This window comes from Paenibacillus sp. CCS19 (assembly GCF_033239625.1).
Lineage (GTDB): Bacteria > Bacillota > Bacilli > Paenibacillales > Paenibacillaceae > Paenibacillus_T.
On record NZ_BTCK01000011.1, the window covers coordinates 1 to 26,423 of the forward strand.

19 protein-coding genes are annotated in these 26,423 nt (G+C 52.2%); 15 read left to right on the forward strand and 4 right to left on the reverse strand.

Features of this window, described 5'->3' with window-relative positions; all coding sequences use genetic code 11:
- Positions 1 to 594: 594 nt before the first annotated feature.
- Both serC and SBI19_RS10100 read right to left on the reverse strand, forming a co-directional pair.
- Positions 595 to 1,686 (reverse strand): 3-phosphoserine/phosphohydroxythreonine transaminase, encoded by a 1,092-nt coding sequence (gene serC / locus SBI19_RS10095; RefSeq protein ID WP_317967616.1) that lies wholly within the window; start codon positions 1,684 to 1,686, stop codon positions 595 to 597.
- A 290-nt stretch (positions 1,687 to 1,976) separates the two neighbouring features.
- Positions 1,977 to 2,501 (reverse strand): DinB family protein, encoded by a 525-nt coding sequence (locus SBI19_RS10100; protein ID WP_317967618.1) that lies wholly within the window; start codon positions 2,499 to 2,501, stop codon positions 1,977 to 1,979.
- Positions 2,502 to 2,800: 299 nt separating this feature from the next.
- Between SBI19_RS10100 and SBI19_RS10105 the strand changes: the two genes are divergently transcribed.
- The 9 genes from SBI19_RS10105 to SBI19_RS10145 all read left to right on the forward strand — a co-directional run bounded on the left by SBI19_RS10105 (position 2,801) and on the right by SBI19_RS10145 (position 12,834).
- Entirely contained in the window at positions 2,801 to 4,522 is a 1,722-nt protein-coding gene (locus SBI19_RS10105; protein WP_483312270.1) for a peptide-binding protein, read from the forward strand.
- Positions 4,523 to 4,565: 43 nt separating this feature from the next.
- A complete protein-coding gene (locus tag SBI19_RS10110) occupies positions 4,566 to 5,537 on the forward strand; it encodes an ABC transporter permease (protein ID WP_317967620.1) in 972 nt (323 codons plus the stop codon).
- Positions 5,534 to 6,565 (forward strand): ABC transporter permease, encoded by a 1,032-nt coding sequence (locus tag SBI19_RS10115; RefSeq protein WP_317967622.1) that lies wholly within the window; start codon positions 5,534 to 5,536, stop codon positions 6,563 to 6,565. The genes SBI19_RS10110 and SBI19_RS10115 overlap by 4 nt, the downstream gene beginning before the upstream one ends.
- Positions 6,535 to 7,560, forward strand: a complete 1,026-nt coding sequence (locus tag SBI19_RS10120) for an ABC transporter ATP-binding protein (RefSeq protein ID WP_317967624.1) — start codon at positions 6,535 to 6,537, stop codon at positions 7,558 to 7,560. Before SBI19_RS10115 ends, SBI19_RS10120 begins: the two co-directional genes overlap by 31 nt.
- On the forward strand, positions 7,560 to 8,576 hold the full coding sequence (locus tag SBI19_RS10125) for an ABC transporter ATP-binding protein (protein WP_317967626.1): 1,017 nt from the start codon (positions 7,560 to 7,562) through the stop codon (positions 8,574 to 8,576). The genes SBI19_RS10120 and SBI19_RS10125 overlap by 1 nt, the downstream gene beginning before the upstream one ends.
- Before the next feature lie 110 nt (positions 8,577 to 8,686).
- Positions 8,687 to 9,625 (forward strand): bile acid:sodium symporter family protein, encoded by a 939-nt coding sequence (locus tag SBI19_RS10130; protein WP_317967628.1) that lies wholly within the window; start codon positions 8,687 to 8,689, stop codon positions 9,623 to 9,625.
- A 104-nt stretch (positions 9,626 to 9,729) separates the two neighbouring features.
- Positions 9,730 to 11,553 carry a two-component system histidine kinase PnpS gene (gene pnpS, locus SBI19_RS10135; RefSeq protein WP_317967842.1) on the forward strand — a complete coding sequence of 608 codons (1,824 nt, stop codon included), beginning with the start codon at positions 9,730 to 9,732 and terminating at the stop codon, positions 11,551 to 11,553.
- A 110-nt stretch (positions 11,554 to 11,663) separates the two neighbouring features.
- A complete protein-coding gene (locus SBI19_RS10140) occupies positions 11,664 to 12,386 on the forward strand; it encodes a response regulator transcription factor (RefSeq protein ID WP_317967630.1) in 723 nt (240 codons plus the stop codon).
- 142 nt (positions 12,387 to 12,528) lie between these two features.
- Complete coding sequence (locus SBI19_RS10145; RefSeq protein ID WP_317967632.1) at positions 12,529 to 12,834, forward strand: response regulator transcription factor; 306 nt, start codon at positions 12,529 to 12,531, stop codon at positions 12,832 to 12,834.
- 123 nt (positions 12,835 to 12,957) lie between these two features.
- Here the strand turns inward: SBI19_RS10145 and SBI19_RS10150 are convergent, their stop codons facing one another.
- The gene (locus SBI19_RS10150) at positions 12,958 to 13,665 is read right to left on the reverse strand and encodes a response regulator transcription factor (protein WP_317967634.1); all 708 of its coding nucleotides are present in this window, start codon (positions 13,663 to 13,665) and stop codon (positions 12,958 to 12,960) included.
- A gap of 172 nt (positions 13,666 to 13,837) precedes the next feature.
- On the opposite strand from SBI19_RS10150, the gene SBI19_RS10155 reads away from it, so the two are divergent.
- From SBI19_RS10155 to SBI19_RS10170, 4 genes are all read left to right on the forward strand, one after another.
- The gene (locus tag SBI19_RS10155) at positions 13,838 to 17,125 is read left to right on the forward strand and encodes a response regulator (RefSeq protein ID WP_317967636.1); all 3,288 of its coding nucleotides are present in this window, start codon (positions 13,838 to 13,840) and stop codon (positions 17,123 to 17,125) included.
- A gap of 174 nt (positions 17,126 to 17,299) precedes the next feature.
- On the forward strand, positions 17,300 to 17,722 hold the full coding sequence (locus SBI19_RS10160; protein ID WP_317967638.1) for a hypothetical protein: 423 nt from the start codon (positions 17,300 to 17,302) through the stop codon (positions 17,720 to 17,722).
- A gap of 15 nt (positions 17,723 to 17,737) precedes the next feature.
- Positions 17,738 to 19,867 (forward strand): two-component system response regulator, encoded by a 2,130-nt coding sequence (locus SBI19_RS10165; protein ID WP_317967640.1) that lies wholly within the window; start codon positions 17,738 to 17,740, stop codon positions 19,865 to 19,867.
- 141 nt (positions 19,868 to 20,008) lie between these two features.
- Positions 20,009 to 22,654, forward strand: coding sequence for a response regulator (locus SBI19_RS10170; RefSeq protein ID WP_317967642.1), 2,646 nt, complete (start codon positions 20,009 to 20,011; stop codon positions 22,652 to 22,654).
- 323 nt (positions 22,655 to 22,977) lie between these two features.
- On the opposite strand, the gene SBI19_RS10175 is transcribed toward SBI19_RS10170, so the two are convergent.
- Complete coding sequence (locus tag SBI19_RS10175) at positions 22,978 to 23,847, reverse strand: AraC family transcriptional regulator (protein WP_317967644.1); 870 nt, start codon at positions 23,845 to 23,847, stop codon at positions 22,978 to 22,980.
- Positions 23,848 to 23,977: 130 nt separating this feature from the next.
- On the opposite strand from SBI19_RS10175, the gene SBI19_RS10180 reads away from it, so the two are divergent.
- Positions 23,978 to 25,057: a Gfo/Idh/MocA family protein gene (locus SBI19_RS10180; protein WP_317967646.1), complete on the forward strand. Its 1,080-nt coding sequence runs from the start codon at positions 23,978 to 23,980 to the stop codon at positions 25,055 to 25,057.
- A 564-nt stretch (positions 25,058 to 25,621) separates the two neighbouring features.
- Positions 25,622 to 26,422: a DeoR/GlpR family DNA-binding transcription regulator gene (locus SBI19_RS10185; RefSeq protein WP_317967648.1), complete on the forward strand. Its 801-nt coding sequence runs from the start codon at positions 25,622 to 25,624 to the stop codon at positions 26,420 to 26,422.
- The last annotated feature ends 1 nt before the right edge of the window (position 26,423 follow it).

Below are 26,423 nucleotides of genomic sequence, written 5' to 3' on the forward strand. Positions count from 1 at the left end.
CCGAAGGGATGACCCAGCAGGTGCACCAACCGTAGAGCGTGTCCCGCAGGGACGAAAGCGAGCACCAGCACGCACAAACAAGGGAGCGACGAACCGTGTGCTACGTGCGAACGTGTCTAGGAAAGTCCGGCATTCCCAATCCCCTCGTTGTACCTAGATCAGTCCTTCAGGGAGTCCAGAGAGCAAGATGCCCTTTGGGGCCCTCCCCTTGAAGGGGAGGGTTTGGGTGGGGATGTATCCTGAGCGTTTGGTTTCTAACACAAATAGAGGTTTAGAATCCCGAAGGGATGACCTTGCAGGTGCACAGACGTAAAGCGTGTCCCGCAGGGACGAAAGCGAGCACCAGCACTCACAACCAAGTGAGCGCCGAACCGTGTGCATACGTGCGGACGTGTCTAGGAAAGTCCAGCATTCCCAATCCCCTCGTTGTATCTAGACCAGTCCTTCGGGGAGTCCAGAGGGCAAGATGCCCTTTGGGGCCCTCCCCTTTGAAGGGGAGGGTTTGGTTGGGGATGTATCCTGAGAGTTTGGTTGGGGTTGTATCCGTTATCCTGAGAGTTTGATGTTTCTGAATTTGGGGATCGAAAAGGGGTCTCACCCCTTTCTCCGCTGAAAGTCAGCCATAAAGTCCGCAAGCGCCTGGCACGCTGTGCGCGGAACAGCGTTATACGCCGATGCGCGGATGCCGCCAACGCTGCGGTGGCCGGCCAGTCCTTCGAAGCCTTGCTGCTCCGACTCCTGCACGAATAGCTGCTCCAGCTCCTTGCTTGCAAGCCTCCACGTGACGTTCATATCCGAACGGTCGCTCTTCTCGATAATACCTTCGTAGAACCCGCCGCTCCGATCGATTACATCATAGATGAGCGCAGCCTTATCTCGATTGACTGTCTCAAGCTGCGGAACACCGCCCTGTCTTTTGGTCCATTCGAGCACAAGCTTCGTCATATAGAGCGCGTGCACCGGCGGTGTGTTATACAGCGAGTCGTTGCTTGCGTAAGTTGCATATCGCCAAATAAGCGGGATTTGTTTCGAGCAGCGTTCCAGCATATCTCGGCGGATGATGACGGCGGTAATGCCGGCAGGTCCGAGATTTTTCTGCGCTCCGGCGTAGATCATCGAGAACCGGCTGTAATCGAGCTCGCGACTGAGCAGATCGCTCGTCATATCTGCGATAAGCGGAACATTGCCTGTATCGGGGAAGGTGTTGAAACGCGAGCCTTCGATCGTATTGTTCGTCGTCATATGAACGTACGCGGCATCCGCTTGAATGTTCAAACCGCGAACATCCGGCGTGCGATGCCACTGCTCTTCCTTCGAACTTGCTGCAATCCGTGCCTCCCCGATATACTGCGCTTCCTGATGAGCCTTCTCCGAGAAGCTGCCGGACAGAATATAGTCTGCCGCATGACCTTCCGTCAGCAAGTTTAAAGGCAGCATGGCGAACTGCGCGCTTGCTCCACCGCCCATGAACAGCGCACGGTATTCGTTCCGCGGAAGTCCAGCAAGCTCTAGGAGCAGCTGTTCCGATTCCGCCACTAACTGTTCCACGGGTTTGCTCCGATGCGACATTTCCATGATGGAGATGCCTCGCCCGCCGTATTGTACGGTTGTTTGCTTTGCTTCCTCGAGCACCTCTAGCGGCAGCGCCGCTGGCCCGGGATTGAAATTGTACAGTCTTGTCGCCACTTACGCATTCCTCCTTAGTTATCCAACCAATAAAATAAGCGCTCCTTATCCCATGATTGGGACGAGGAGCGCTTGCTCGCGGTGCCACCCAAATTCGGAGAACGGCAATCGTTCTCCATCTTTGATCCGCGGTAACGGGCGGGCCCGGTTAGCTTAGGATAGAATGCGCAGACAGCGCAGCCTTCTTGACGAAAACGCCTCGGAGTTGGATGCTCGTCATCGGCACAATGCGGTAATGAAGTTAGAGATTATTATATTCCTCTAATTGGGAATACGTCAACAACAATATATTAACTCAACCCGGGCAAATACCGCTCCCGAATGATATTGCAATGATGCTTCTCGTGACCGGCGACGACGGCGGCTGCAGCACGCGTAGTGAGCGGTTCGTCATAGAGTGTGCCGGCGCGATCCCATGCTTCCTCAGGCAGACCTTTCAGCAAATAAATGGCCGATTTGCGCAGGGAGACGAACTCGTCCAACAGCTCGCTCAGTGGAATTTCGTCGAAGCGGGAGTTCGCCATGAACTGATTCTCATTGTAGCTCGGGAACGACATTTGATCGCCGCGCGCGATTCGAAGGAGTCGGTACGTCCATACGCGTTCGTTGTCGATCACATGACCAAGGACTTCGCGGATGCTCCATTTGCCCTCGTCATACCGGTAATGGGACTGCTCCTCGCTTACTCCGCTCAACAGCTGTACCAGCTGCTCCGATTGTTCGACTAGAATCGATACGAGATCGCCCTGTGGCACCAGGTCGATATACTTGCCGAAGACGGCCGCGTATTCATTCGTTTGTGGCTTATTGCTCATGCTTGCGCTGCTCCTCTCATCTTTTTGATATTTATCGTCTACGTTACAGAATCGTCAACGAATTTACAAGTGAATATGGGAGTATATGGGGATTGGGATAATGGTAACGCGTACAAAAAGAGGTTCTAGTTTAAAAGTTCCAATATTCTGAAAATTGTGATTATATTCATTCTCAAACGAAAATTTCGGTGATACAATACGGCTTAACTAGATAACCCATTTACATAACAGATAAAAATAAGGCGGCGAGGGAACGTCGTCCAATGAGAGGGAAGGGTGATACGGTGAAAAAGTGGTTCATGGTGTCATTGTCCGTGTTGCTGATAGCAATGGTGGTGGCAGGTTGCAGCGAGTCTAGTTCAACCGATACCGATGTCGAAAAGACAGATACACCGGCACAGACTGAGCCAACAGGCGAAAAGGCTTCTGATCCAGGAACTTCTGTCGCAGAAGGTCCGACCGACGGCGGTACGTTAACGATCAGCTCATTCTCCGACATCGTCTCTGCCAATCCATTATTCATTCAGGATACATCCTCAGGCGATGCTGCTTACTTCATGTTCGCCAATTTGTATGATCTAGATCGGCAGGGCAATGTGACCGCTGAGCCTTGGTCGCTCGCATCCGAGAAGCCCGAAATATCGGCCGACGGCAAAACGTATACGATTAAGCTGAAGACGACAGCGAAGTGGAGCGACGGACAGCCGGTAACAGCTGATGATGTTGTCTTCACGTTCAATGCGATCCGCGATCCGAAGGCAGCCTCTCCAGGCATAAGCCAATTCGATAAAGTGGACACGATTGAGAAGGTTGATGATCACACGGTCCGCATTACGCTTAAGCAAGTGTACGCCCCGTTCCAATATGTCATCGCGAGCGCGATTGTGCCTGCGCATGTCCTGAAGGATGTAAAGCCAGAGGAACTGCTTAAGCACCCTTACGGTACGGATCCGGCGAAGACAGTCACGAACGGCCCGTGGAAGTGGACGGAATGGAAGCAGAAGCAGAATTTGACGTTCGAGGCCGATCCGAATTACTGGGGGCCGAAGCCGCATATTCAGAAGGTGATTTTCAAAATATACGCCGATCAGAATACCGAGGTTCAGGCGCTTATCAAAGGCGACGTCGATCTGACGCAGGCGATTCCGGTGACACAGGTGGAAGCCGTTAAGCAGAAGAGCGACATCAATGTGGTACTGGAGCCAGGACCGTTGTATGAATACGTTGGCTTCAACTTCAATGCGGATAACTTCAAGGATAAGTTCATCCCGTTCGCAACGCCGAAGTCGAGGCAAGCAATTGCCTATGCCCTCAATCGTCAAGGCATGGTCGACAACGTGCTGAAGGGGACCGGCAAGCTGATGAATGCGCCGTTCCTGCCAGGCTCATGGGCTGATCCAGGCGATGCGGTCGTGAACTATGGCTATGATGCGGAACAGGCCAAGAAGCTGCTTGCCGAAGATGGCTGGGTGGCAGGCAAGGATGGCATTCTGGAGAAGGACGGTCACCGATTTGCATTTGAGCTTCAATATAATGCGGGCAACAGCCGACGCGAGCAGGTTGCGGCCGTCATGCAACAGAACTTGAAGGACGTCGGCATTGAAATGACGCCGAAAGCCGTTGATTTCTCCGCGTGGGTGGAGCAGAACTTGACCCCGGGCAAGTACGAAGCCGTGCTGCTGTCATGGTCGCTGAACAATCCGGATCCGGACGGAGAATCGATTTTCTCGTCCAAATATTTTCCGCCGAACGGACAGAACTCGGGCTGGTACAAGAATGAGAAGCTCGATCAGCTGTGGGTGGACGGGTATTCGACGGTTGATCAGAATGCGCGTAAACAAATCTATGCCGAGGTCGGCAAAGAGATTTCGACCGATCTGCCTTACGTATTCATGTACCAATACGGCTTGCCGGAAGGGCTTGGACCGAAGATTAATTACGCGGAGGAGGATGCGCCAGAACCGACGCTTCCGTACGGATACTTCTTCCATATTAACAACTGGTGGGTTGATTCCAAGTAAGGAACCGTGAAGTAACGTACGCATACTGCTGGGAGGCGGCGATATGACCGAGTATTTGGTTAGGCGCTTCATTCAATCCTTAATCGTTATGTTTCTCATCTCGATTGTTACATTTGGACTTATACATGCCGCGCCGGGCGGACCGACTCAAATCTTCCTCTCCCCCGGCCTGTCGCAGGAAGCAGCGAAGGTGCAGGCGCATAATCTCGGCTTGGATCGCCCTCTCCCCTTGCAGTATGTGAAATGGCTGGGCGGCCTTCTGCAAGGCGACCTTGGTTATACGTTCAAGAATCATCTGCCGGTCGGTCAGATACTGTGGCCGACTGTCGGGCATACGATGGTGCTGATGGGTACGTCTTGGCTGTTATCGCTGCTGATCGCGATTCCTTGGGGCATCTACAACAGTACGAAGGCGTACGGCTGGTCCGATCAGACAGCGTCCTTCATCTCCTATGTCGGGTTCGCCATGCCGACATTCTGGTTCGGGATTCTGCTGCAGGAGTTGTTCGCGTTGAAGCTGAACTGGCTGCCGTTGTCCGACATGTGGACGATCGACAAGGAGGGGCAAATAGGCGACCTGCTTCTTCATCTCGTATTGCCGGTTTCGGTGCTGACGCTTGGCTTCTTGGCGGGGTATGTCAAATACGCCCGTACCAGCATGCTGGAGGTGCTCGAGCAGGATTATATTCGAACGGCGCGTGCGAAAGGCGTGAGGGAAAGCAAAGTCATCTACCGTCATGGACTGCGCAATGCGCTTATTCCGATCATTACGATAATCGGGCTTGATCTTCCCATTCTCGTGAGCGGAGCGGCTCTTACGGAAAATGTGTTCAACTGGCCCGGCATGGGCCGGCTGTTCGTGGAGATGGCATTAGCAAGGGAGTATTCGGTGCTGATGGCGATTACGATCGTGACGGCTGTGCTCGTCATTATAGGCAACTTCATCGCCGATCTGCTCTATGCGCTTGTCGATCCTCGCGTCCAGCTTGGACGCAAAGGAGGGACGGCTGCATGAATGATCTGACAACGCAGGAGCGTCAGCATGCCGCCGCAGCAGAGCCAGGCTGGAGCAGTCGAAACGAGGGCGCTACCGTTTCGAAATCACATTCAAATGTGCTTACAACAAGCAAACTGCCGAAGCGGCCCCCTGGATTATGGCGAACGGGGATGAGCAAGTTCAAACGCAATCCATACGCGGTTGCAGGATTGATCGTTCTCATCCTGTTCATTGGACTGGCGGTGTTGGCACGTTATATCGCCCCCTACGACCCGGCGAGAATCGATCTGTTGAATGCAGATGCGCCGCCGGGCACTGGCGATCATCTGCTGGGAACCGATGAGTTGGGACGCGATATTTGGTCGCGGCTGCTCTACAGCGGCCGAGTATCGCTGTCCGTCGGTTTCGCCGTTGCTTTCGTCTCCGTCTTAATCGGCACGCTTGTTGGTGCCGTCTCGGGCTACTTCGGAGGCTGGATCGATGTGATTCTCATGCGTCTCGTCGATGTGATGAACGCGGTGCCGCTGTTGTTTCTTAACATTCTCATCCTTGCGATATTCGGCTCGAAGTTCAGTTACATGATTCTTGTTCTCGCCTTTACGAGCTGGATGGGCGTCGCGCGGCTTGTCCGCGGTACGTTCCTTCAACTGAGAGAGATGCAGTATGTGGAGGCGGCACGGGCGATCGGCGTCTCCAATACGGGCATCATTGTCCGTCATATGCTTCGCAATGCGACGGTGCCGATTATCGTCACGGCAACCTTGATGGTAGGCGGCGCGATTCTAAGCGAGTCCGCGCTATCTTATCTCGGACTAGGCATTCAATCGCCGGATACAAGCTGGGGGCTGATGTTAAGCAATGCGCAGGAGTTCATGCTGCTCGATCCGCTGCAGGCGCTTTATCCAGGCATGTGCATTCTGATCGTTGTGCTTGCCGTCAATTTCGTTGGCGACGGCATTCGCGATGCGCTTGACCCGCGGAAACAGCGAGCGGCTGAACGAAAGGGGTGGAGAGCATGGAGCCGCTTCTCACGATCAAAGACTTAACAGCAGGCTTCGCAACGGATAACGGCGCGGTGAAAGCGATTGACCGCGTATCGTTATCGATCGGCAAGGGACAGACGCTCTGCCTTGTCGGGGAATCGGGCAGCGGCAAGAGCGTCACGTCCCTTGCGATTATGCGGCTGCTGGAATTCGCTGGCGGACGTATTCTCGAAGGGAGCATCCGTCTGGCAGGGAGTGAGCTGACGGACCAGACGCAGCGGCAGATGATTCGGATTCGCGGCAACCGCATGGCGATGATCTTCCAGGAGCCGATGTCAGCGCTCAATCCGGTGTTTACCGTTGGCGATCAGATTGCCGAAAGCATAAGGCTGCATCAGCGGAAGCGCAAGTCTGAAGCGAAGCGGATGGCGGTGGAACTGCTTCGGATGGTAGGCATTCCTGACCCCGAGACGCGCGCAAGGCAGTACCCGCACGAGCTGTCCGGCGGCATGTGTCAGCGTGTCGTCATCGCAATTGCGCTTGCGTGCAAGCCTGAGCTGCTGATCGCGGATGAGCCAACAACTGCGCTGGACGTAACGGTTCAAGCGCAGCTGCTCGATCTTCTGCAGCAGCTGCAGCGAGAGCTTGGCATGTCGATGCTGCTCATTACCCATGACATGGGCGTAGCGGCTCGGATGGCGGATCAGATCGCGGTCATGTATGCCGGTGCAGTTGTTGAAACAGGATCAACAGATGCACTGTTTGATCGGCCTGCACATCCTTATACGGTTGGACTTATGCAGTCGGTACCAAGCATGGAAGGCGAGCGGCTAAGCGAGCTTCGCACCATTCAAGGTCACGTGCCTTCTTTGCACGCGCTTCCTTCGGGCTGTCGGTTTCATCCCCGCTGCCCTCACGCGATGGCGAGATGTTCGATCGAAGCGCCTCCGATGCTGACGGTCGGACCGCAGCAGCAAGCAGCTTGTTGGCTGTACGGAGATGCGGCTGCCGGCTTCGCTGCAGCGCTGGAATCGGACAACGGGGAGGCGAGGAGTTGATGAGTAGCGAATTAGTGTCGGCAAACAAAGCAATATTGACGTCAACATCCAGCCCGATCATTGAAGCAAGAAACGTGTCCAAACATTTTCCGATCAAACACGGGCTGCTCAATCGGACAGTAGGATCGGTTCGAGCGGTTGACCGGGTGTCGCTTGCCATTGCACGCGGCGAAACGTTCGGACTCGTCGGCGAATCCGGCTGCGGCAAGTCGACGCTCGGCCGTGTGATGCTGCAGCTGCAAGCAGCAACAGCAGGCGAGGTATGGTTCGAGGGCAGCAGCCTCGGCGATCGCAGCCAGCGCGAGCTTCGCGAGCTGCGGGGGCGGATGCAGCTTATTTTCCAAGATCCGTTCGGCTCGCTCAATCCGCGGTTCCTCGTCCGGGATATTATCGGCGAACCCTTCCGTGTACACACGAAGCTGTCTTCCCGAGACATCGATGCGCGTGTCGTTGATTTGATGGAGAAGGTAGGGCTTGATCCTTCGTTCAGAGGCCGTTACCCGCATGAATTTTCTGGCGGGCAGCGGCAGCGGATTGGCATTGCGCGGGCGATTGCGCTTCGGCCATCGTTTGTCGTAGCCGACGAGGCTGTATCTGCTCTTGATGTCTCCGTGCAATCGCAAATCGTCAACTTGCTTATGGAGCTTCAGCGGGAGCTTGGGCTGACTTATTTGTTCATCGCCCATGGACTCCATATTGTGCGCCATATTTCGGATCGCGTAGGCGTCATGTACTTGGGCCGGCTGGTGGAGTTATCATCAGCGGATGAGCTGTTCAAGCAGCCGCTGCATCCGTACACGTCGGCGCTGTTATCGGCAGTGCCCAAGCCTGACCCACGGGACCAGCGTGAGCGAATTGTGCTGCAAGGGGACGTTCCCTCGCCGGCAAATCCGCCGCCTGGCTGCCGGTTTCATACTCGCTGCCCCATTGCCCAGACGCGCTGCAGGCAGGAGGAGCCGGAGCTGCGGGCAATGTCGGGCGGAAGGGAAGTAGCCTGCCATTTTCCGCTCATGTAAGAGCCGTTCCATAAGCTCCGATGCACGCCAGATGGCGCTGCACGGGGCTTTTTCCATCCTACTAATCGTAGTATACTGAAACGTAATTGCTGCGAGAGGGATGAAATGGATTGGCTTTTAGTCGCTGGTTTGAGAGATGGATGTTCCTGCTGATTCCCGGATCGCTCATTATCGGGTTTCTATGCTCTTCGGCGCTGCGTCCGATGGTCGACGCGGGTCCTTATTTATTCGCTTATGTCACGCTTACGATGGCGATCGGCTGCGGTTTGGGACAGCTGCGCGAAGTGCTGCGGCGTCCTGTCATTATCGGCTGGACCTTCGTATTGACGCATATCGCCGCGCCATTGATCGCCTATGGGATAGGCGCTGCATTATTTGGTCCTCATTCTCCTTATGTTGTCGGGCTTGTCTTGTTTGCGATTATTCCGCTTGGGGTATCATCTGTGCTATGGGTAGGTATGTCAGGCGGAAGCATCGCGTTAATGCTCGCCTTAGTGGTATTGGATTCAGCTGTAAGTCCAATCGTCGTGCCCTCGGGCATCAAGCTGATGTTCGGCGCGGTGGTCGATATCGATACAGGCGGCATGATTCGCGACCTGGTGCTAATTATTGTAGCTCCAACTATTATTGGCGTTATCTTGTACGAGCTGTCCAAAGGGCGCATCCAGAGCAAAGTGCAGCATATCGCTTCGCCGATCTCGAAGCTGTGCTTCGTCGCTGTGGTGGCGCTTAACGCTGCGGCAATCGAGCCGTATGTAGAGCAGCTTAAAGGGGATATGGTCCGGCTTGTGCCTATCAGTATCCTGCTTGTCGCAATCTGCTACGCGTTGGGCTACTTCGGTTCGCTGCCATTCCGAAACCGCGAGACGCTTGTGACGGTGTCGTATGCGTCCGGCATGCGCAATATTTCGCTCGGCATCGTGCTGGCGATGGGCTACTTCGAACCGTTGTCAGCCGTGCCTGTCGTCCTGTCGATTCTCATTCAGCAGCCGATGGCGACGCTGCATCATTATTTTTTATCGCATAGGAAATTAAGAGCCGCCCAATGAATCGCCGTTTACAAAAACTTAACAAACCTGATGCTGGCGAACCGTCGCCCATCCATGTACGATAGAAATCGTATGCTGCCTTGAGGCGACAGGAGTTGACAATGATGAACAGCTTTCGTTCACGATTAACGCTTATTATGATCGGCATTATTGGTTTATCGGTGCTTGCCTCCGGTCTTCTAATGGCTCAAATGTTCAAACGCAATCATATTCAAGCTTTGGAAGACAGCATGGTGCGGGAAATTCGCATCATTGCGGCAGGGATGGAGTGGGCGCCTAATGACGAGAGCTTGTCGACCCAACTTCAATACTATACGCAGCTTGCGTCGGACATGAAGAAGAATGCGGATTCTCGCGTTACCATTATTCAAATGGACGGCATTGTCGTCGGAGACTCCGACCATGATCCGCATACGATGGACAATCATAAGTCGCGCAAAGAAGTAATAGAAGCGCTGTCGGGTGAAGTCGGCACCAGCATTCGAATGAGCGACACGACGAATCAGAATATGTTATATGTTGCTTTGCAAGTTCAGACCGATGAAGGTCCTCATATTATTCGCCTTGCCATGAGCTTGGCCGATGTCGAGCAGAGCATCCGCAATTTGTGGACGGCACTTATCGTCTGGCTGCTTGTGTTGTTCCTCGTCGCTGCGCTTATCAGCTACCGCGTGGCAAGCGGCATGACTCGTCCGTTGGAGCAGATCACGAAGGTTGCGAAGCGAATTCAACGGCAGGATTACAGAGCCCGCGTAACGGTGAAGAAGCAGGATGAGATCGGCGAATTAGGTTATGCGATCAATGCGATGGCTGACAGCTTGCAAGTGCAAATGGAGCGCATTCGTCAGAACGAAAGCCAGCTGGAGAGCGTGCTCGACAACATGATCAACGGTATCGTGATGATCGATGTGACAGGTAATATCGTCTTGCTGAGCCGTCGTGCAGAGGATATTCTAGGGTTCACTTCGCGCGAGCTGGTCGGCCGCCATTATTCGGATGCTAGACAGCAGCACGAGCTGACCTCGCTTATTCGAGAGGCGTTCGAGAAACAGTCTTATATCCACGAGGAGATGACGTTCTATTATCCAGAAGAGCGGCTGCTCGAGCTCAACCTCGTGCCTGTCATGCAGGATAATGAATTCGTAGGCATTCTGCTGGTGCTGCAGGACGTGTCGGCGATTCGCCGACTTGAACGGATGCGCAGCGAGTTCGTGGCGAACGTGTCGCACGAGCTTAAGACCCCGGTGGCAGCGGTGAAAGGCTTCGCAGAGACATTGCTTGGCGGTGCCGTTAAGGATGAGGAGACGACGCGTTCGTTCCTGCAGATTATTTACGACGAGAGCGAGCGGTTGAATCGACTCATCGGTGATATACTGGAATTGTCCAAAATCGAATCTCGGCGTGTTCCGCTTATGTTCTCGCCAGTGGAGATGCAGTCGTTCGCGGCGAAGACGGTTCAGCTGCTCGAAGCGGAAGCTGCCCGCAAGTCGATTCGACTGGATCTCATCGCCGAGAGCGACATCTATGTGGAGGCAGACGAGGATCGTCTTCGCCAAATCATGATGAACCTATTGTCCAACGGCATTAACTATACGCCGGAGGGCGGCAAAGTAACGGTTATGGTAGAGCCGGTATGGCCTGCATCGGTAAGCCCTTATGCGCTATCGGACGAAACGCGAGATGATTATGATCGTATACGCATTGTTATTAAGGATACAGGCATCGGCATTCCGAAGAAGGATCTGCCGCGCATCTTCGAACGCTTCTACCGCGTGGACAAGGCACGCTCGCGAAGCTCAGGCGGCACTGGACTTGGATTGTCGATCGTCAAGCATCTCGTTGAGCTCCATAACGGTACAATCGCTGTAGAGAGCGAAGTTGGAGTCGGAACGAAGTTTACGATTGAAATTCCTGTTATCCATCCATAAGTATGGCAAGAAAAGTATTGACCATTATTGACGAAACCGTGATAAAATGGTTGTAAAATTGTAACTTTCGCGTAAAGTCATTGTCGATAATGCGCGAGTTGGAGGATTCCATGTCTCATAAGGTGCTGGTCATAGAAGATGAACCGACGTTGGCGCGTTTGTTGTCGTATAACTTGACGCAGGAAGGCTATGAGACGACGGTCATCGATCATGGTGGCGAAGGGCTGCAGGCTGCACTGCAGCGAAGCTTTGATCTCATTATTCTAGATATCATGCTTCCGGGGATGAACGGTTTCGAAATACTGACCCGTCTCCGGCAGCATGGCATTCGGACGCCGATCATTATTCTGACGGCTCGCAACGCAGAGGAAGAAGTCGTCCAAGGATTGAAGCACGGAGCGGACGACTACATTACGAAGCCGTTCGGCGTCGCGGAGCTGCTCGCACGTGTATCGGCTGTTCTGCGTCGGACACAGCAGGACGAAGGCAAAGCGACGGTCGAGTCGAACGAGAAGGTCATTACCGCCGGCGACCTGTCTATCTTCCCGGAGAAGTATGAGGTTGTGCTCAACGGCGAGACCGTGCCGCTGCGTCCGAAGGAGTTCGAGGTGCTGCTCTACCTTGTTCAACGTCCAGGCATGGTCATTACTCGCGATGACCTGATGAATATCGTATGGGGCTTCGATTATATCGGCGGCCAGCGTACGGTCGATGTGCATGTCAGCTCGCTTCGCAAGAAGCTGGAGCTTGGTCAGCAGTCCGTCCAGATCGAATCGATTCGCGGCGTCGGCTATAAGCTGGTGCTACCCAAAAAACTCGGTACCTTCAAGTGAGAAGGGAACCGAGTTTTTGTTTGCTCATTTTTTAATCATTTGTGAGGAAAGCAAATGATTGATTAATACTTTTTGCGATTCGAAATTAATAGTATTGCCTTACATTTAGAACGACAAATTGTGTAAGGGAAGATGAATGGCGATGAATCAACTACAATTCGATGAGCAATGCCAGCTGACGAGCCGCGAATTCGAGGTCGTCTCCTTAATTGTTTTTAACGGCTACACGAACAAGGAGCTGGCTGATTGTTTGTTTATAAGCGAGAAAACGGTGAAAAACCATGTTGCGAACATTTTTAAGAAAATGAATATTACAAGCGTCCGCAAGCTGATGTCGATCTGCATGAGCAGCATGCTGGCGGAGGGTGGTTATAGCAGCGACAGCGCCGAGCTGAGGCGAGCTCGTCTAGCGCTTGCGCTGGGCAGAAGAATGAAGCATATTTCGTAACGGAGTCTATCGAATGGAGGAGCATCTTGTCTGCCAGCGTAGCATGGATTCTCTGATGCTGATGGTGAATGCAAGAAAATAGAGGGGTGCGCGCACCCCTCTATTTTGTGACCGTATAACCCTCTATAGAGGTTTTCGCATAAATTTATAACCGACGCCCCATACGGTCTTAATATATTGAGGCTCTTTGGGATTGCTCTCGATCTTCTTGCGAAGGTTTGTAATATGTACGTCGATCGCCCGCTCGTTGATGTAGGAATCGATGCCGCGAATCGCATTGATAAGTTCCTCACGGCTGAATACTTTGCTTGGATTGTTGTAGAGCAGCTTCATGATCTCGAATTCCGAATAGGTCGTTTCGATCTCCGCGCCGTTGCAAATAAGCAGACGCCGCGCCAAATCGAGCGTCAGCGAACGCTCATCGGCTGATGGAGTGACAGGGGAAGGGGGCGCCATCTGCGTCTGAGTGACAATTGTACGACGAAGAACAGCTTCAATGCGAGCCTTCAGTTCTTGCATGCTGAACGGCTTCACCATGTAATCATCCGCTCCCTCACTCAGGGATTGGATGCGCTCGGACACTTTCGTCTCGGCAGAGATGACGATAATCGGAATGTTCGTAAACTCTCTTAGCAAAGCGCAGGCGTTGATTCCTTCGGTATCCGGCAGCATGAGATCGAGCAGGATGACGTTCGGGGCATAATCCGAGAGCGTCCGCAAGCCTTCTCCGGCGCTTGCTACGCGTACAACCTCATACTGTTCCTCTGTAAGATATAGGCTTAACATGTCACCGAAGATATTATCGTCTTCTATAATTAGTACTTTCGTCATCGTTGTGTTCCCGCCTTAATGAAACGAATGTTAAGAATGCTAATACTTTGCTAATAATTAGGTGCGCTCTTATTATATAATGTCGAAATATGTCCGTCTATCGCCAATTTAGTATAAACTTGATTCATGATTACGTAGGACATGTTGCTAGTCTCCGGAAGGGTGGTCCCCGATGTATGAGCATTTTTTATTGAATCTATCCTTGCTCGCAATCTTTACGTTCGTCGGTATCCAGCTGCTTGTTCATCCCTATGCTAAAAGTATATCGTCAAAAGCGAGCGCGATATTAATTGGTTTGTACATGGGATTATCTGGGGTCGCGCTTTATGAATTCGGCATTACGACCAGCACGGGTTCCGTATTGAGCCTGCGAGCTGTCGCCATCCTTGTTGCGATGCATTTTGGCGGGGGGATAGCCGGGATTATCTCGTTAATGACGATGACCATTCCTAATATGGGGGATCTTAGCGCATGGTTGAGAGCTCTGCTGGTGCTTGGAGCTGTCGCTGTATGTGCGTTCTTCATAATACGAAAGACTGAATCTTACAAGCGTCGTTGGCGGCTTTTATCAATTTCTACCGTGATCGTATTTAGTGTTTCGGGACTTGAACGAACCTATGAATTGTTTCGCATTAGCACGACAATTCCCTATTTAATAACAGCGTGGGTAGGCATCTTGTTCATCGGGTTCCTGATTCGATACTTGCACAAGACGACCGAGGTGCAGGAGCAGCTCAAGGAGACGAAGGACGAGCTTACCAACACGATGCGAATGCATAACGGCATCACCTTCAAGATTATTAAGCAGGACGAGCACTATGTGTACAAAATGATAAGCGGCAAGCTGCTGGCCAGCATTGCGGAGGTGTTGGGCGGAGAGTTGGCTGATTATGATACGGGATTGAAAGTCGCTTCGTTTCTTCCGAAGGCGGAGAGCGCTCATTTTACAGGACAAATTGACTCGGTATGGAAGAGCGGGATCGGTGCTAACTATGAAAGCGATCTTGGTCCTTTCGTTTTATGGGTTACCATGCAGCCGATCATTGAAGATGACGTTGTAACCTCGGTAATCGGGTCGATTGTCGATATCTCCGAGCAGAAGGCGGCGGAAAGGAAATTCCACGAAAGCGAGGAGCGTTATCTTTCGCTCGCGGAGAATCCGCAGGATTTCATTCTGGAGCTCGATCGCGACGGCGCCGTCTTGTTCGCTAATAGTTACTTCTGCAATATGGCCCGCATTGAACAACATGAAGTGATTGGCCGCTCGTTATTCGAGCTGGGCATGAAGATGAACGAGGCGCAATGGCGGAAGCATTGGACGGAAATTGCAGCTACCGGACGTAAAACCGGCTTCGAGACAACGTTAGTGATGGCGGATGGACAAGTCCGTGAATATGATGTCATTCTCTCCGATATTCATGGGACAACCGAAGTTGAAGGGTATATGATTTGCAGCATGCACGAAATTACCGATCTCAAGCAAGCCGATCAGGAAAGTCGGGCGAAGAGCCGGTTCCTGGCAAGGGTCAGCCATGAAATTCGAACGCCTCTCAACGGAATTATCGGCTTGTCCCAGCTGATGAAGCATACGGAGCTGTCGGACACGCAGCAGGATTATTTGCACAAGATCATGTCCTCTTCGCATCTACTGCTCGGTATTATTAATGACATCCTGGATCTGTCCAAGATCGAAGCCGGCAAACTGAAGATGGAGCAGGTCGATTTCGATATGGATGCACTCATCTATGAGCTGACGGACACGCTCACGGTGTTGAAAGGGATCAAGCAGGTAGAGGTCATCGTAGAGACGGATGCATATCTTCCGGCGCAATTGAAAGGCGATCCGCTTCGTCTGAAGCAAATTCTGATGAATCTTTGCAGCAATGCGATTAAGTTCACGGAACATGGACATGTTCACCTCTACATTCAGCAGATGCAGCGAACCGACCTCAAGGCAGTCATCCGATTTACGGTCGAGGATACCGGCATAGGCATGTCCAGAGAGCAGCTTCGAATGCTCTATGAGCCATTCTGGCAAGCCGATTATGACAGCGGCGGCAAGCAGGCCGGCACCGGCTTAGGGCTGCCGATCGTGAAAGAGCTCGTGACACTGCTTGGAGGAGAGCTTCGGGTAAGCAGCGAGATCGGCTTCGGAAGTCGATTCCAGTTCGAATTGGAGATGCCGACCGTTCAGCCGGATGAGCATCGACGAACATGGGCGCTCCAAACGGATAAGAGCCGCATTCGAGTCCACCTTGTCGAGGATGACCGGCTTAGTCGTGACATTATGGCCCGTACGCTGGAATCATTCGGTTGTCAGGTTACGATTTCGCAGACGTGGGATCACTTTCATCAATTTCTAGACCGGACATCGCGAGTGTCCGACCGCATCGACTGCATTGTGGTCGATATGGAGATGGACGACATGTATGGCGAACATACATGGCATCGCATTATGGAGCTGTGCAGCAAGAACAATATTGCGGTAATTGCGCTGACCTCCGCCTATGCGCGGGAAGAAATTGTGCAGATGATGGGCGATCAGCTGCCGGAGGCGATGCTCAGCAAGCCGACTAGCCGTCTGGAGCTCTTCCAAACCTTGCAGCGTATTATTAGCGGAGGCGTGTTCGTTGCAAGTTCCGATGGACAAACAGCTGTCATGGAGTCGATGCAGCACGACGTACAACCAACCATTCTGCTTGTCGAGGATAATGCAATCAATCAGCAGGTGGCAGGGGAGTTGCTGCGTATGCAGGGGTTCGAGGTGACAGTTGCCAATCATGGGCTTGAAGCGCTTGAGCATCTGCAGGAACGAAACTTCGATCTCATTCTGATGGATATGTATATGCCGGTCATGAACGGCTACGAAGCGACCAAGCGAATTCGGGCAAACGCGAACCACTCGCATATTCCGATCATTGCGCTTACTGCGAATGCGATGCAGAGCGATCATCAAGCTTATTATGAGATCGGCATTAACGATATTGTGCTGAAGCCGTTGGATGCGGAATTGTTAAGAAAATGTGTGAGCCAATGGCTTCCTGCTTCACGAGAGAGACATGTGATTCGCCGGCCAGAGGAGCGGCAGCTGTACAATGCGATTCGGCAGTCGATCGTCGGGGTCGATCTCGATCATATGCTGCAGCGGCTTGAAGGCAAAGTGTCGATCGCACTGCACATCTTGCATTTGTTCAAGAAAGAATATAAGGATTTCGCGGATCGGGTCACTCGTCAGCTGGGCGATGGACAATACCGAGATGCGGCAAGGGAAGTGCATACGCTGATTGGCGTTGCGAAGAACATGTCCGCGCATCGTCTAGCCGTTGCCGCCATTCAGCTAGAGGCGGTTATCGTTGATAATCCGATTGCGTACGCAAGCACGTTAGAAGCAACAGCTTCCGAGATCGAATCTATCATCCGTTCATTGCCTGAGCATGAAATGCAGCCAATGAAATCATAAATAGTCGTACTGCTCCCGCATACTTGCGGTGGCAGGCGGCTTTTTTTGTTTAAACATTTGCATGCTTTATGCACTTGAGATTAATAAAGATCAAATAAAGAACAAATACATTCAGAAGAACTTTTCTAACAAATTATTCTTATACTTCGACTTAAGTGTATGGAGGTGAGGGGCGTGCAGTTACTTTCCGATTACAGAAGCGAATTTATCGCTTCGTGTCGAGGCAATGCAACGGGTTGGTCGGAAGTAGTACTAAATAACAACGTTAGTCTTTGGAAGCGGGAGAGGGAGCAGTTTCACGAGTTTTTTCGAATGATGAACGGAGACCGACAGCTAAGTCTCGAATACTCGGTGATGATTCCCCTTGCTTATGTTCGGATGACCCGGGTCGTGGAGCTTGAGACGCCTGGTCAGGGCATGACGGCGAATGGCGTAACCTGCCAATATGATGATCAACAAATGTTGATGACCTATACCCTGACGGAACAGCAGTTGAACGGCTCGGCAGCAAGATTTATTTTCAAGGCAAGAAGCGAGATTGCTCAGTTGATCGATTTCTCTGGAACGGAAGCGAGATGGAAGGAAATTGTCGGTTGAGGTGAACATGCTGCGATGGCATATCGTGTGTTGATTGTGGACGATTCAAGCCTAATGAGACGGCTGATCGTGAAGCTCTTCCAAGACAGCCCGCACTTTGAGGTTGCTGGGACGGCAGGCAATGGACGTGAAGGCGTGGAGCGCGCCTTAGAGCTTCGTCCTGATCTTGTGATCTTGGATGTGGAGATGCCCCATATGGACGGGATTACAGCGCTCCGCCATCTGATGGACTGCTGCCCGGTACCGGTCATGATGCTAAGCAGCTATGCAACGGAAGGCTCGGCATTAACGTTTCAAGCATTAAAGTGGGGAGCGGCGGATTATTTTCATAAAGATCTGTTATTCGCGAATGCAGCGGATACGATGGTCATCAACGATTTTATGCAGCGATGCAGACTCATCGTTATGAATCGTCCGCAGGAACCGTCCATGCGCGTCCTGCTGGAAGCGATGCTGACTTGTATGAAGATGGAGAAGGATCTCAAGGCAGCTCAGCAAACGCTGAAGAAAACGCTCGTTCGTTATAACGGACTTGTGTTGAAGTTCAAGCTGGAGCAAGACCGATTCATCCATACAAGCTGCGTCGGCGAGCTGTTCGGCATTCATGCTGAACAGGCAGTCGGCCGCGAGCTTGTTGATTTCATGCCTGCGCATGTCGCGCGCCGCCAAGAGGAAAGGTACCGCAGGGCATGGGAAGGCGAAGAGATCGATTGGTTCGACACCAGCTGGAATGGCCGCGTCTATCGGACGACGATTCAGCCGTTATGGGAAGACGACGATGTCGTTGAGGCTGTTGCGTTGAGTGTCGATATTACGAACCAACGTCGAACCGAAGAACGGATTAATCGGCTTATTCATTATGATGGACTAACGGGACTTCCGAACCGTGAATATGCACAGGATTATGTGCAGCAAGCACTGGAACTTGCAGGCGGCAATGGACGGACAGCAGCCGTGCTATTCATTGGACTTAATCATTTCAAGCTGGTGAACGAATCGCTTGGAGACGACATTGGCGACCAGCTGCTTATGAGTATTGCACGAAGGCTGCAGAAGCTGGGCGCCGATGACGCGCGTGCGGTTCGAATGGGCGGCGATACCTTCGTCTATCTATTCACTTATCACGAGTCGACCGCAATGATGGACATGATCGATCAGCTGCATGCGCAGCTCCATCGACCATTCCAGTTCGGCGACCAAGATATATACGTCGGCAGCAGCATTGGCGTCAGTCTGTACCCGAACCATTCGGATCGGGCAGAACATCTGCTGCAGGCTTCAGAGATGGCGATGTACGAAGCCAAACATCTGGGCCGTCAGACGCTCATATACAATCCTTCCTTGAACGAGCAGCTTCATCGGCGAATGGAGATCGAGCTGCACTTGCGCAAGGCTGCGGAGCTAGGCCAGCTGAAGCTCTATTATCAGCCGATCGTAGCAACCGCCAATGCGCGTCCGGTAGGGATGGAGAGTCTGATTCGATGGTTTCATCCCGAGCTCGGGGCCGTTTCACCCGGCGAGTTTATACCCGTAGCTGAGGAAACGGGATTGATCGTTCCGATCGGCAGATGGGTACTGGAAGAGGCCTGTCGGCAAAACAAACAGTGGCAGGACAATGGATTCACGCCGATCGTGATCAGCGTGAATATTTCGTCGCGTCAATTTTATGACCCCTTATTCACCGAATCACTCGTCAATTTGCTCCATCGGACAGGCTTGGAATCGCGGTGGCTGGAGCTGGAAATTACCGAAGGCGTCATGATGGATATCCATACTGCACTGCCGATTCTAAGAGAGCTGCAGGCGCTTGGCATTAATCTGTCGATCGATGATTTCGGCACGGGCTATAGCTCGTTGAAGTACTTGAAGGAGCTGCCGGTAGGCAAGCTGAAGATCGATCAATCGTTCATCCGACATATTGATACGAACGCCGTACATACCGCAATCGTTTCGTCCGTGCTGACGATGTCCCATCAATTGGGATTAGAGGTCGTAGCCGAAGGCGTGGAGCGAGTGGAGGAGTTAAGTGCGCTGCGGGATAACGGCTGTACGTTCGCGCAGGGCTATTTGTTCAGCCATCCGGTTTCGGCGGAGGAGGCAGCGCGACTGCTTGGCGAGACGCTCTGTCCATTGGACTGTAGCTGAACGGAAAGTGAAGCGGAGATTACCTCTGTCGAGCCGATAGGCGGACAGAGGTTTTTTATTAGTGGAAGAGGAGGAATCATACGAACATTGTCGAAAACTGGTTGAGAAAATATTAATGCTGCAAAGTAGGGGCGGGTGCACATGAATACGGATCTGCTAGTTTTTTTCGGTCAATACTGTATGCTTCTTATCGTCATGATCGTTGTGACCCGATGGATCTATCCGTATTTATCGAATGCCGTTATCGGCTGGAAGAACATAAGCTTCGGCCTGCTGTTCAGTATCATGGGACTGCTCATCATGCAGATGCCGCTGGAAGATCGGGACGGGCTGCATATGGATGTAAGGTTGATCAGTGTGGTGCTGTCCGGCATATTCGGAGGTCCTTGGTCGATCGCTATAACGGCGGTTGTAATCGGCCTCTATCGAATATCGCTTGGCGGAGCGATTATTTTTCCGACAGGCGCGCTGTTCATTACGACATTATTGGGAATCATCGCCTATCGGATAAAGGGACGAGTCGCGAGACAATATACGTGGTTCACATGGGGGCTCGGGCTTGTCATCGGCGTCCAGACCGTATTGTGGGCATACTTCACAGCGCCTGAAGAAACGAAGAATTTGTTCCTGGGCGATTATGCAGTAACGTTCATCATTTTTCATACCATTGCGGTGCCGCTGTTCTACTCCGTTATGGCTTACGAGATCAGGCGCTATGAGACGGAGCAGACGCTTGTCCATTACAAGGAGCATCTGGAGCAGCTGGTGGAGGAGCGAACGCAGGAGCTGGCGGCTAACAATGCGCTGCTTGCGGAAGCGAAGCAATCGGCGGAAGCGGCCAATCTGGCCAAGAGCGAGTTTCTTGCCAATATGAGCCATGAGATTCGAACGCCGATGAATGCGATTATCGGGCTTGGCCATCTGCTCAGACAGACGGAGCTAACCGAGCGGCAGCAGGACTATTCGAACAAAATGATGTTGTCCGCCAATAACCTCATCATGATCATTAACGACATTCTAGATTATTCGAAAATCGAGGCGAACAAAATCGTGCTTGAACGAATCGACTTCGATTTGTTCGAGGTGCTGCACAATGTATCGAACGTCATCAATGTGAAGGCTTTCGAGAAAGGGCTTCATATCCATTTTGATATTCATCATGAGGTTCCTCAGATGCTTGTCGGCGACCCGCATCGCCTCGGCCAGGTGCTCATTAATCTGTTGAATAACGCGGTCAAGTTTACGGATAAGGGCAAGGTGACGATCGAGATCGAGCGAATGGAAGATGCGGATGACGAATCGACGGTTACGCTTCGCTGCTTAGTCCGCGATACGGGGATCGGGATGACGAAGGAGCAGCAGTCCAAGCTGTTCCGCCATTTCTCCCAAGCCGATATGTCGACTACGCGCAAGTACGGCGGGACCGGTCTTGGCCTTGTCATTAGTAAAGAGCTCGTTCAGCTTATGGGCGGAAGAATGCAGGTGGAGAGCGAGCCGGGCGTCGGCAGCTGCTTCTCCTTCACGATGAAGCTGCTGAAGTCATCCCGCAATTTCGTCAATTTGCCAAGCGATAACGCCTTCCGTTTCAAGAATGTACTGCTCGTCTGCCGCGAGCCTGAGATGAAGCGTGTGCTTCGAAGCCAGTTGGAACAATTCCGCTTCCAAGTGACGACCGTCGAGACGGAGAAAGAAGTGATCGAGAAGCTGTTCTATGGGGGCAGTTTCGATCTCGTCATCGTGGATTGGAAGCTGCAGCATGATGATTCGATTCGTCTAGCAGAGCGGATTCATCAATACAGCACGGCGCCGATGCAAATCATCGTTCTCATCACGGCTTATCACGATCCGCGGCTTAGCAATCGCATCCGATACACGCCGATCGAGAAAGTGCTGTATTATCCGATGAGCCAATCGCAGCTTTACAATGAGATGCTCAGCTTGTTCCACAAGCATGTGCTGGACAAGCAGCCGAGCGCACGCACCCTGGAGCAGGATGAGAAGTTTGTCACGCTTAGAGGCGCTCGCATTCTGCTTGTTGAGGATAACGATATTAATCAACAGATCGGCTTGGAGATGCTAAGCGGCTTAGGTGCCATCGTCGAGATTGCGGCGAATGGCGCGGAAGCATTGGAGATAGTCGCTCACAGCCGGTACGATATCATTCTGATGGACCTGCAGATGCCTGTCATGGATGGGTTCGAGGCGACCCGGCTCATGCGGGAGCGCAGCGAGCTGGCTCATGTGCCGATCATCGCGATGACGGCTGATGCTATGAAAGGCGTGAAAGAAAAGGTGCTGGCGCAGGGCATGAACGCGTACATTACGAAGCCGTTCGAGCCTGCTCAGTTGTATGCGGTGCTGCAGAGGTTCATGAAGGATCAACGGACCGAGAAGGAGGCGGCAGCGGCTGCCCAGTCTGCAGCGGCATCAGACGAGTTTCCGGGGCTGCAGCTTGCAGACGCTCTCCAGCGGCTGCGCGGCAACAAGGCATTCTATCGCGGCATTCTTCAGCGATTCGTAAGCGACCATGCAAACGCCGTGCATGAGATTCGGGATGCGATCGCGGCACAGGACTACAAGCAGGCCGAGCTGCTCGTGCATACGCTCAAAGGCGTGGCGTCCAATCTCGGCGCCGCCGATCTCGCGGAGGTGTCTGGTCAACTGCAAGCGAGTCTAATGTCGGAGAATTTGGATCCCCTTGCCCGACTGCTGGATGAGCTGGATGAGAGAGTTGCCGTTGTGCTTGGCTCGATTCAGATCGCAGTGCCGCTGCTCGGTGAGGCGTGATAGAAGCGGTTAGTGGGCAGAGTGCAGCGCGCTAATTATCGGACGCAGACGACCTTATTGTGCTCGATGCGGACAATTGAATGATCTATCGGACTCAGTTGACGTTATCGCATCATGCTGTACTTTCATAACGAATCATCGAGCAAATAGTGTCTGCTGGGTCCGTTAGCGAATGAGATTGATGGGAGCCTTGTTATTAATGTCCATAGAGTCCGTTAACAAAGAAAATGGTTGAGCAGAAGAGACGACTCTGCTCAACCATTTGTTGTTTTATTGGCTTACGAAGTTACGCTGGCCAAGGAGAATTTGGGCGGGCAGCCGATTCATCCCTTGCCCCAAGCAAGCATCTTCTTCTGGAATTCCTTCGGTGAACAGTTGTTGTACTTGCGGAACATTTTGTAGAAGTGGGCCATATTCGGCATGCCGATTCGTTCGCCGACCTCGGAGATGCTCAGATCCTTGGTGAGCAGGATGCGTTCAGCCCATTTGATTTTGCGGTAATTCACATACTCCGTAAACGAAAGTCCGATCGATTTTTTGAAAAATTTGACAAAATAATAGTAGCTCATATTCGCCAGCTTGCACACTTCTTCTACTTGAATCCGATCCGTCAGATGGCTCTCGACATACGTCAGCACAGGCCGCAGCCGCAGCCGGTCGAAATCATCCTGATCGCTGAGCACATTCTTGCGATCGTTGCGGAGCAGCAGAAGCAGCAGCTGCTTCACGAGCATGCTGACCGCCAGCTCATAGCCGATCTGCTTCTCATTCGATTCGCGCAGAATCTCGCGGATGCATGCAGCAGCCTGACGTTTGAGCTCCGGATTTTCTTGAAAAATATAGTTCGCGCTGCTGAGCGGATTGTTCGACTCGGCAAAATAGCGCATAAACGGAAGCGTGCTGGCATCGAAAAACTGTTCCAGATCAAACTGCAGCACGATGTAGTCGAGCGGCGTGCTGAAGCTATGGTCGCGATGCAGCTGCGATGAACCGATCAGCGCGATGTCGCCTGCCTCCAGCCGATGTACTTCTTCTTGAATGTGAACCTCGAGCCCACCCTCGTTCACGAGCAGCACTTCTACCTCTCGATGGTAATGCCAGTTGATATAGGCATCGTCGTTTCGGGAAGCGGTATATACCTTCAATGACAAGAGAGGGTTTTCATATGCGACCTTTTCGTTATAGATTTCCACTAGATGCGCCCCCGAATGACAAAATCACATAAAACGAACGCTATTCCCAACCTACACATATAATAAGCGCTGCAATATACTAAGTCTAGTGTTAGCGAAGGAATCAGATGCTATGAGGAGGATTTTGTCGATGTCTAAAGTTCGTGTAGCGATTATCGGGTGCGGTGGTATTGCGACAGGTAAGCACTTGCCGTCACTTGTTAAAGTAAAGGAAGTTGAATTGGTCGCATTTTGCGACATTATCGTAGAACGTGCTGAACAAGCAAAGGCGAAATACGGTTCGGAAGAATCGAAAGTATATGAGAGCTACACGGAGCTTCTGCAAGACAGCTCGATCGATGTCGTTCACGTATGCACGCCGAACGATTCCCATGCAGAGATTACGATTGCAGCGCTTGAAGCGGACAAGCATGTTATGTGCGAGAAGCCGATGGCGAAGACGGCCGCAGACGCACGCCGCATGCTCGAGGCTGCGAAGCGCACAGGCAAGAAGCTGAGCATCGCGTATCAGAACCGTTTCCGTGCTGACAGCCGCTTCCTGAAGGACGCAGCGGTAGCAGGCGAGCTGGGTGAAGTTTATTTTGCCAAAGCTCATGCGATTCGCCGTCGTGCTGTACCGACTTGGGGCGTATTCTTGGATGAAGAGAAACAAGGCGGGGGACCGCTTATCGATATCGGCACGCACGCGCTTGACCTGGCGCTGTGGATGATGGACAACTACAAGCCGAAGGCTGTACTGGGCCGTGCTTACCACAAGCTGTCGCAGCGCGAGAATGCAGCGAACGCTTGGGGTCCATGGGATCCGAAGGAATTCACAGTAGAGGATTCCGCATTCGCGATGATTACGATGGAGAACGGCGCATCGCTCGTGCTGGAGTCCAGCTGGGCGCTGAACACGCTCGAGATCGACGAAGCGAAAGTTACGCTCTGCGGTACAGAAGCAGGCGCAGACATGAAAGGCGGCCTTCGCATCAACGGCGAGAGCAACAGCCGTCTGTACACGAAAGAAATCGAGCTGCAGAGCGGCGGCGTTGCATTCTACGAGGGTGCATCCGACGATCCGGCAGAACTCGAAGCTCGTGCTTGGATCGAGCACGTCCTGTATGACAAAGAGCTGATCGTGAAGCCGGAGCAGGCGCTCGTCGTTTCCGAGATTCTCGAAGCGATCTATGAATCGTCCCGTACGGGCAAAGCGGTTTACTTCGAATAGTATAGAATGAGCTAGAGCCCGGCGTATTAACGTCGGGCTCTTTGTGTTTACGTATGAATGGATTCTTATAGTTTGAATGATGACTGGACATCCCGCATAGGCTAGTAGGCCATGTCATATGATCTTCTACGTCTAAGGGTTGGGACAGCGGATATTGAGGTGAAATTGCTTCAGTTGCTAGAGTAACGGTTGTGAGCGAGGCTATCTATTTACATACAATGCTGGACTTTGCTCTGAATGTTGGACAATAAGCTCTCCTGCAACCGTAAGGTATCTCGTACATGCGAATCAACCTGAATAAGCTCTGTCAGAACCGTTAAGCTTGCTCCCCTGCTGGCTTTCCTCTTCTGTTTGGTTACGCCTACGCAGGCTATGGAGATCTACGTGTTTAGCGAATGCTTTGTACGAATCGTGAACTTTATGAAGTGTTATTCACGGTTGTTCTTATTTTTGTCGATATTAACGCGAATAATGAAGAAACATGAAGGTATTGATTGACATGGCGGAATAAAAATGAATAAAATAGACGATAGTTAGCATAAATTGTCATAAAGGGGTACAAGCATGTTAGCCGAAGAGCGCCGGCAGCTTATCTTGGATCAATTACATAAAGATCAGCGCATTGTTGTGAAGGAACTAGCGCAGCAATTCCAATTATCGGTCGATTCAATTCGCCGAGATTTGTCTATTATGGAAGAGCAGGGTCTGCTTAAGAAGTCATATGGAGGCGCTGTCCCAATCAGTCAGGTGCGCGTATTCCCGAAACCGGAGGAGAAGCGTTATGGTCCTCCGAATGAATCTCAAGACGCGATTTCGAAGCTTGCGGCTTCATATATAAAGCCTGGAGACGCCGTATTCATCGGCGGAGCAGGCATTCAATTCGGGATGCTGCAGCATCTCCCCCGTCATTACCCGATAACGATCGTGACGAATGCGATGAAGATCGCAGATACGATCAAAGGCTGGGATCATGTTGAATCCTATCTGATTGGCGGCAAATTAAGGATAACGTCAGGAAGTTTCATCGACCCTCTTGCAATCGAACAAGTACGCAAGTTCTCGTTCGATATTTGTTTTGTGACGGGCGGGGGCATTACAGGCAAAGGCATAAGCATGGCGACGCCGGATGGCGGCAGCTTTACGCGCGCCGTTATCGAGAGCGCTAGATTGAGAATCGGGTTGGCGCCGAACGAGAAGCTGGGCCGCGATTTATTCGCGAGCTCCATTCCGCTTACAGAGCTGGACGTGCTTATTACAGACAAATGGGCATCCCGATCGTTCATTCAGCAAGCGGAGAAGGCGGGCGTCCAAGTCGTTATCGCAACAACAAACAGTGAACCTATGATGACCATGGAGGGAATTTAAT

Coding starts and splice junctions, on each gene's coding strand:
- SBI19_RS10165 (WP_317967640.1), top strand. CDS start 17,738: ATGGCATATCGTGTGTTGATTGTGGACGATTCAAGCCTAATGAGACGG.
- SBI19_RS10140 (WP_317967630.1), top strand. CDS start 11,664: ATGTCTCATAAGGTGCTGGTCATAGAAGATGAACCGACGTTGGCGCGT.
- SBI19_RS10100 (WP_317967618.1), bottom strand. CDS start 2,501: ATGAGCAATAAGCCACAAACGAATGAATACGCGGCCGTCTTCGGCAAG.
- SBI19_RS10185 (WP_317967648.1), top strand. CDS start 25,622: ATGTTAGCCGAAGAGCGCCGGCAGCTTATCTTGGATCAATTACATAAA.
- SBI19_RS10115 (WP_317967622.1), top strand. CDS start 5,534: ATGAATGATCTGACAACGCAGGAGCGTCAGCATGCCGCCGCAGCAGAG.
- SBI19_RS10125 (WP_317967626.1), top strand. CDS start 7,560: ATGAGTAGCGAATTAGTGTCGGCAAACAAAGCAATATTGACGTCAACA.
- SBI19_RS10145 (WP_317967632.1), top strand. CDS start 12,529: ATGAATCAACTACAATTCGATGAGCAATGCCAGCTGACGAGCCGCGAA.
- SBI19_RS10170 (WP_317967642.1), top strand. CDS start 20,009: ATGAATACGGATCTGCTAGTTTTTTTCGGTCAATACTGTATGCTTCTT.
- SBI19_RS10155 (WP_317967636.1), top strand. CDS start 13,838: ATGTATGAGCATTTTTTATTGAATCTATCCTTGCTCGCAATCTTTACG.
- SBI19_RS10150 (WP_317967634.1), bottom strand. CDS start 13,665: ATGACGAAAGTACTAATTATAGAAGACGATAATATCTTCGGTGACATG.
- SBI19_RS10180 (WP_317967646.1), top strand. CDS start 23,978: ATGTCTAAAGTTCGTGTAGCGATTATCGGGTGCGGTGGTATTGCGACA.
- pnpS (WP_317967842.1), top strand. CDS start 9,730: ATGAACAGCTTTCGTTCACGATTAACGCTTATTATGATCGGCATTATT.
- SBI19_RS10110 (WP_317967620.1), top strand. CDS start 4,566: ATGACCGAGTATTTGGTTAGGCGCTTCATTCAATCCTTAATCGTTATG.
- SBI19_RS10105 (WP_483312270.1), top strand. CDS start 2,801: ATGGTGTCATTGTCCGTGTTGCTGATAGCAATGGTGGTGGCAGGTTGC.
- SBI19_RS10120 (WP_317967624.1), top strand. CDS start 6,535: ATGGAGCCGCTTCTCACGATCAAAGACTTAACAGCAGGCTTCGCAACG.